7 protein-coding genes and 1 pseudogene are annotated in these 6,508 nt (G+C 69.8%); 3 read left to right on the top strand and 5 right to left on the bottom strand.

All coding sequences use genetic code 11. From position 1 onward, the window contains the following. Positions 1-183 (bottom strand): annotated as a pseudogene (locus VGC18_RS03835) (undecaprenyl/decaprenyl-phosphate alpha-N-acetylglucosaminyl 1-phosphate transferase); the annotation flags it as partial. A 29-nt stretch (positions 184-212) separates the two neighbouring features. Then, on the bottom strand, positions 213-896 hold the full coding sequence (locus VGC18_RS03830; RefSeq protein WP_331094401.1) for an L-threonylcarbamoyladenylate synthase: 684 nt from the start codon (positions 894-896) through the stop codon (positions 213-215). A gap of 115 nt (positions 897-1,011) precedes the next feature. On the opposite strand from VGC18_RS03830, the gene VGC18_RS03825 reads away from it, so the two are divergent. The 3 genes from VGC18_RS03825 to VGC18_RS03815 are packed head-to-tail and all read left to right on the top strand — an operon-like array spanning position 1,012 to position 2,890. After that, a complete protein-coding gene (locus VGC18_RS03825) occupies positions 1,012-1,641 on the top strand; it encodes an HAD family phosphatase (RefSeq protein WP_331094399.1) in 630 nt (209 codons plus the stop codon). Beyond that, a complete protein-coding gene (locus VGC18_RS03820) occupies positions 1,641-2,258 on the top strand; it encodes an HAD family phosphatase (RefSeq protein ID WP_331094397.1) in 618 nt (205 codons plus the stop codon). The genes VGC18_RS03825 and VGC18_RS03820 overlap by 1 nt, the downstream gene beginning before the upstream one ends. A 2-nt stretch (positions 2,259-2,260) precedes the next feature. Next, a complete protein-coding gene (locus tag VGC18_RS03815) occupies positions 2,261-2,890 on the top strand; it encodes a hypothetical protein (protein WP_331094395.1) in 630 nt (209 codons plus the stop codon). 12 nt (positions 2,891-2,902) lie between these two features. Here the strand turns inward: VGC18_RS03815 and prmC are convergent, their stop codons facing one another. The 3 genes from prmC to rho form a co-directional block, all read right to left on the bottom strand. Further along, positions 2,903-3,757: a peptide chain release factor N(5)-glutamine methyltransferase gene (prmC, locus tag VGC18_RS03810; RefSeq protein WP_331094393.1), complete on the bottom strand. Its 855-nt coding sequence runs from the start codon at positions 3,755-3,757 to the stop codon at positions 2,903-2,905. A gap of 1 nt (position 3,758) precedes the next feature. After that, positions 3,759-4,838, bottom strand: a complete 1,080-nt coding sequence (prfA, locus tag VGC18_RS03805; protein ID WP_331094391.1) for a peptide chain release factor 1 — start codon at positions 4,836-4,838, stop codon at positions 3,759-3,761. Between the two features lie 2 nt (positions 4,839-4,840). Next, the coding region (gene rho, locus VGC18_RS03800; RefSeq protein WP_331094389.1) for a transcription termination factor Rho at positions 4,841-6,508 on the bottom strand (1,668 nt) is incomplete at its 5' end.

Raw genomic sequence — 6,508 nt, 5'->3', positions numbered from 1 at the left:
GAACTGCGGCAGCTGCGACGCCACGGCGAAGGAGACGACGATCCCGATGAACATCGCGATGCCGCCGAGGCGCGGCGTCGGGCGCTTGTGGACGTCGCGGGCGCGGATGGCCGGATAGAGCCGGAACCTCATGCCGAGCCGAGCGATGAGCAGCGCGAGCGCGTAGGTGACGACCGCCGACAACCCGCCCGCGCCGACGTAGAAGATGAATCTCACGCCGGGGACTTCCCCACGCTCGCGACGATCGCCTCGATCTCCTCCGCGGCGATCACGCCGTGCCGGACGATCTTCAGGCGGCCGTCCTCGCGGAGCAGCCCCGTCGCATCCACGATCGTCGACCCGGTTCCCCGGTCGGCGGTGTAGTCGGCGCCGGCATCCCCGCCGTCGAGGTAGACCTCGACGCTCTCGTCGAGCATCGCCATCGCCTCCTGCGCCGTGGTCGCCGCCGGCCGGCCGGTCAGGTTCGCGGACGACACGGCGAGCGGCCCGGTCTCGGAGAGCAGCTCGAGGGCGATGCGGTTGTTCGGCATCCGGAGGGCGACGGTGCCGCCGGTCTCCCCCAGATCCCAGTTCAGGGAGGGCTGGGCGGGCAGGATGACGGTGAGACCACCCGGCCAGAAGGCCGCGACCAGAGCACGCACCTCCTGCGGGACGGTCTCCGCCAGGGCGTCGAGGGTGGGGATGCCCGGCACGAGCACGGGCGGAGGCGACTGGCGGGTGCGGCCCTTCGCGTCGAGCAGCCGCTGCACCGCCTCGGGGCTGAAGGCGTCCGCGGCGAGGCCGTAGACGGTGTCCGTGGGCAGCACGACGAGCTCGCCCCGGCCGATGGCGACCCTGGCGAGCCGCATGCCGGTGAGGAGCCCGGCCTGGTCCGAGCAGTCGTAGATCGTCGCCATATCGGTAGCCATCCTAGCTTCGTGCCCTCGGCTTCCCCGGGACGACCCGGGGACGGCGGGGAATGCCCGGACGCACAGGAGGCTTTGGAATACTGATAGCGGCGTTGGGAGCCCAGTGGACCTCTACCTATTCGATTTCGACAAGACCCTCTACGCATACGACAACCGCAAGAGGTTGCCCGCGCTCTCCAGGAGCACCGGCGTGAGCGAGTACCACCTCGCCAAGACCTGGTGGGTGGGCGGCTTCGAGACGCGGGCGGAGGCCGGGGAATGGCCGAGCTCAGAGGAGTATCTCGCCCAGTTCCAGCGGGTGACGGGGGCGAAGCTCAGCCTCGAGCAGTGGCAGGCGGCACGGGCCCTCGCCAGCACCCGGATCCCGGAGAGCGTTCGGGCGCTCGAGCGGGCATCGGGACTCGGGACGGTCTCGCTGCTCTCCAACAACCCGGCGCCGTTTGCGGAGTCCCTCCCGGTGCTCGCGCCGGATGTCACCGCGATCGTCGGGGACAATCGCCTGGTGAGCTGCCAGCTCGGCGTCCGCAAGCCGGACGAGAGGGCCTTCCGACTCGCCCTCGAACGATACGGGGCGACGGCGGAGAACACCTTCTTCACCGACGACTCCGCGGAGAACATCGCGGGTGCGGTGGCGGTGGGGATCCACGGCCACCATCTGCGCTACGTCGACGGGGTCCCCCAGGTGGGTGAGATGCGCGAGGCGATCGAGGCATTCGCGAACAGGACGGCCTGATGCTGCTCTTCATCTTCGACATGGACGACGTGCTCTACGACTACGACTGGCGGGTGCGGATGGCCGGGCTGACCGAGCTCACCGGCCTCTCCGTGCCCGAGCTGCGTGAGCGCTGGTGGCACGACGACGGCGAGTGGATGGCGGAGGCCGGCGGCTTCGCGGACGCCGACGAATACCTGGCCGCGTTCAACGCCGCCCTCGATCGGCAGGTCAGCGAGGCCGACTGGGTGCGGATCCGGGGATCGGCGATGACGCCGTGGCCGGAGTCGATAGCCGCGGTAGAGCGGGCCGCGCAGCTCGGCCGGGTGACCCTGCTCACCAACAACGGCCCCATGACGGCCAGACACCTCGCGCTCCTCGCGCCGGAGCTGGTTCCCGTGTTCGGCGATCACCTGTTCACCTCCTCCGACTACGGCGCGAGAAAGCCCGACGCCGAGGTGTTCCTCGCCGTGCTCGAGCGCTACGGGGTCGAGGCCGAGGACGCGTTCTTCGCCGACGACCTCGACATCAACGTGGACGGCGCCAGGTCCGTCGGCATCACCTCCCACCTGTTCGTCGACCCGGCCGGCCTGCTCGCGGCCATCGAGGAGTTCGCGGCGTCGAGGACGGCGGCCTGACCATGCTCGACCAGGAGACCATCGACCGCCTGTGGGTCCAGGACGACCCCGCGGAGTCGGAGCGGCGCTTCCGCACCGAGCTCGAGCTGGGCGGCCCGTGGGATGCGACGGAGCGCGCGGAGCTGACCACCCAGCTCGCGCGGGTCATCGACCTTCAGGGGCGATTCGACGAGGCGGCGGAGCTGCTCATCGAGGTCGAGGCGGAATCGGCGCCGGTCGTGGCGGTGCGGGTGTTCCTCGAATCGGGACGCCTCATGACCGGCTCGGGCCACCCGGACTCCGCGGTCGGCCTCTTCCGCCAGGCCGCGGAGATCGCCGCCCGCATCGGGGAGGAGTTCCTGCTGATCGACGCCATGCACATGCTCGCCGCGGTGGACGCCGACGGCGCGGCCGACTGGACCTCGCGGGCCGCCGAGATCGCCGAGGGCTCGGCGACCCCCCGCACCCGGCGCTGGCTCGTCTCGCTGCACGGCGACCACGGCTGGCGCCTGCTCGATGCCGATCGCCCGGACGAGGCGCTCGAGGAGTTCTCCGAGGCGGCGCGCTGGGCGGACCTGGTCGGCACCGACGATGAGCGGCGCTGGGCCCAGGCGGCGCTCGAGGAGTGTCGCGCGGCGATCGACGCGCGCTGACGCCCCGACGGATCAGCGAAGCGCCGTCGTCGCCCTGTCCCGGCCGAGGAGGTCGGGATGCGTCGCGATGGCTCGCCAGCCGTCGGCGGCGAGCAGGTCCGCGATCACTCCGCCCTGCAGTTCGCCGTGCTCGAGGACGAGCGTGCCTCCGGCGTGGAGCAGGCGTCTGGCGGTCAGCGACACCCGACGCACGACATCCAGGCCGTCCGCTCCCCCGTAGAGCGCGTGCTCCGGGTCGAAGAGACGCACCTCCGGGTCCCTCGGGATGGCGCCCGCGGGGATGTACGGCGGGTTGGAGATGACGACGGAGACCGTGCCGTCGAGCTCGGGCAGGGCGTCGGCGAGGTCGATGAAGACCGGCCTCGCGTTGACCGCACCGCTCTCGCGGAAGTTCTGCCTGGTCCAGATGAAGGCCTGGGGAGAGTTCTCGACGCCGAACACCCTGGCGTGCGGAACCTCGACGGCCATCGCGAGGGCGATCGCCCCGCTTCCCGTACCGAGGTCGACGCCGATCGGCTCGGGCGTCGCGGCGGACCTCAGTGCGTCGATGGCGAACTGCGCGACGAGCTCCGTCTCCGGCCTCGGCACGAACACGCCGGGACCGACGGCCAGGTCGAGCGACCGGAACGGGGCGTGCCCGGTGATGTGCTGCAACGGCTCCCGGGCGGCGCGGCGCTCGATCAGGTCCGCGATCGCCCGGCCCTGCGCATCCGTGAGGGCGGATCCCATAACCGATTTCGCCTGGACCTCGCCCCGGCTCGCGCCGATCACGTGCCCGATGAGCAGCTCGGCGTCGACGTCGGGGCTCTCGATGCCCGCCGCGGCGAGGATCGAGATGGCCGACTCGCGAACCGAGGTGACGGTCACGTTAGCGCGGGTCCCCCAGCGCCTCGAGTCGCGCTTCCTCGTCGGCCTCGATGCAGCTCTGGATGACCGGCTCGAGCGCGCCGTTCATCACCGCGTCGAGGTTGTACGCCTTGTACCCGGTGCGGTGATCCGCGATGCGGTTCTCCGGGAAGTTGTAGGTGCGGATGCGCTCGGAGCGATCCATGGTGCGGATCTGGCTCTTGCGCACGGCGGAGGCGGCCTCATCGATCTCCTCCTGCTGCCTGGCGAGCACCCTGGCGCGCAGCACGCGCATCCCGGCCTCGCGGTTCTGCAGCTGGCTCTTCTCGTTCTGCATCGCCACGACGATCCCGGTAGGGAGGTGGGTGATGCGCACGGCGGAGTCGGTGGTGTTCACCGACTGGCCGCCGGGGCCGCTGGAACGATAGACGTCGATCTTGAGGTCGCCCGGATTGATCTCGACCTCCTCCGGCTCGTCCACCTCGGGGAAGACGAGCACACCCGCGGCGGAGGTGTGGATGCGTCCCTGCGACTCCGTCGCCGGGACCCGCTGCACACGATGCACGCCGCCCTCGTACTTGAGGTGGGCCCACACGCCCTCCGCCGGGTCGGTGGAGTTGCCCTTGATGGCGAGCTGGACATCCTTGTAGCCGCCCAGATCGCTCTGGGTCTGCTCGAGGATCTCGGTCTTCCACTTCTTGGACTCCGCGTAGTGCAGGTACATCCGGAGCAGGTCGGCGGCGAACAGGGCCGATTCCGCCCCACCCTCGCCCATCTTGATCTCCATGATGACGTCCCGGCCGTCGTTCTCGTCGCGCGGGATGAGCAGCCGGCGAAGGCGCTCCTCCATCACATCGAGCTCCGCCTGGATTGTGGGCAGCTCCTCCGCGAAGGAGGCGTCCTCCGAGGCCATCTCCGTCGCGGCGGCGAGGTCGTCGGTCAGCGCCATCCAGCGATGGTAGGCGTCGACGATCCGGCTGAGCTCGGCGTAACGCCGGTTGACCTTCTTCGACCTGGCCGGGTTGGAGTGGAGTTCGGGATCGGCGAGCTGATTCTGAAGTTCCTCGTGCTCGGCCAGTAAGGTCTTTACCGACTCGAACACCGCTAGTCCTCTTTGGTGCCGGAAGAGCTCGGGAGCGACTTCTGGATCTTCATGAGGAACTCGACGTTGCTCGAGGTGTCCTTCAGCTGGGTGAGCACAAGCTCGAGCGCCTGCTGGGTCTCCAGTCCCGCAAGGGCACGACGGAGCTTCCAGTTGACCTTCGTCTCGTCGACGCCCATGAGCATCTCCTCGCGGCGGGTCCCGGAGGCGTTGACGTCGACGGCGGGGAAGATCCGCTTGTCGGCGAGCTGACGCGAGAGGCGGAGCTCCATGTTGCCGGTGCCCTTGAACTCCTCGAAGATGACCTCGTCCATCTTGGAACCGGTCTCGACGAGCGCTGTCGCGAGGATGGTGAGCGATCCACCGTCCTCGATGTTGCGCGCGGCGCCGAAGAAGCGCTTCGGCGGGTAGAGCGCGGACGAGTCGACGCCGCCGGAGAGGATGCGCCCGGAGGCCGGGGCCGCGAGGTTGTATGCGCGACCGAGGCGGGTGATCGAGTCGAGCAGCACAACGACGTCGTGACCGAGCTCCACGAGGCGCTTGGCACGCTCGATGGCGAGCTCCGCGACGGTGGTGTGATCCTCGGCCGGACGGTCGAAGGTCGAGGCGATGACCTCGCCCTTCACCGTGCGCTGCATGTCGGTGACCTCTTCCGGCCGCTCGTCGACGAGCACGACCATGAGGTGGACCTCTGGGTTGTTCTTGGCGATCGCGTTGGCGATGGCCTGCAGCACGAGGGTCTTGCCCGCCTTGGGCGGCGAGACGATGAGGCCGCGCTGGCCCTTGCCGATCGGGGAGACGAGGTCGATGATGCGGGTGGTCAGCTTGCCGGCCTCCGTCTCGAGGCGCAGGCGCTCGGAGGGGTAGAGGGGGGTGAGCTTTCCGAACTCCACGCGGTCGGCCGCCTGGTCGACCGGGAGGCCGTTGATGGAGTCGACCTTGACGATCGCGTTGTACTTCTGGCGACCGTTGTTGTCGTTCTCGCGCGGCTGGCGGATCGCTCCGACGACGGCGTCGCCCTTGCGCAGGTTGTACTTCTTGACCTGGCCGAGCGAGACGTAGACGTCGTTGTTGCCCGGCAGGTACCCGCTCGTGCGGACGAAGGCGTAGTTGTCGAGCACGTCGAGGATTCCCGCGACGGGGATGAGCACGTCGTCCTCGGTGATCTCCGGCTCGAAGTCGTCTCCGCCGCCCGGGCCACGACGCTTGCGGTCGCGGTACCGGTTGCGGCCGCCGCGCTCCTCGTCGTCGGGGAGCTGCTGGCGGTCGTTGCGGTTCTGGTTGCGGTCGCCGCGGTCGTTCTGGTTCTGGTTGCGGTCGCCGCGGTCATTCTGGTTCTGGTTGCGATCCCCGCGGTCGTTCTGGTTGCGGTCGCCCTGGTTGCGGTTGTTCCCGTTCCTGGCGCCTCGCGGCTGATCGCCGTTCTGACCCTGCGGCGCGTTCTGCTCGCCGTTCTGGGCGGCGCCGTTCTGCTGATCGCCGTTCTGCTGGGCACCGCGCTCGGCGCCCTGCTGACGGTCGCCGCGATTGCGGCCACGCCCACGAGGGGTGCGGGCCGGCTGCGCGTCATCCGCCTGCGCCTCCGCCTCGGCCTCCTGGCCGGGGACGCGATCGAGGCCGGTCGCGGTGGGCTCGGCGTCGGCCTGGGCGACACGCTCCGCCTCCTGGCC

The organism is Lacisediminihabitans sp. (assembly GCF_036404185.1).
GTDB lineage: Bacteria > Actinomycetota > Actinomycetes > Actinomycetales > Microbacteriaceae > Lacisediminihabitans.
The sequence above is the reverse complement of the archived record's forward strand: the minus strand, read 5'-3'. Positions and strand labels throughout refer to the sequence as shown.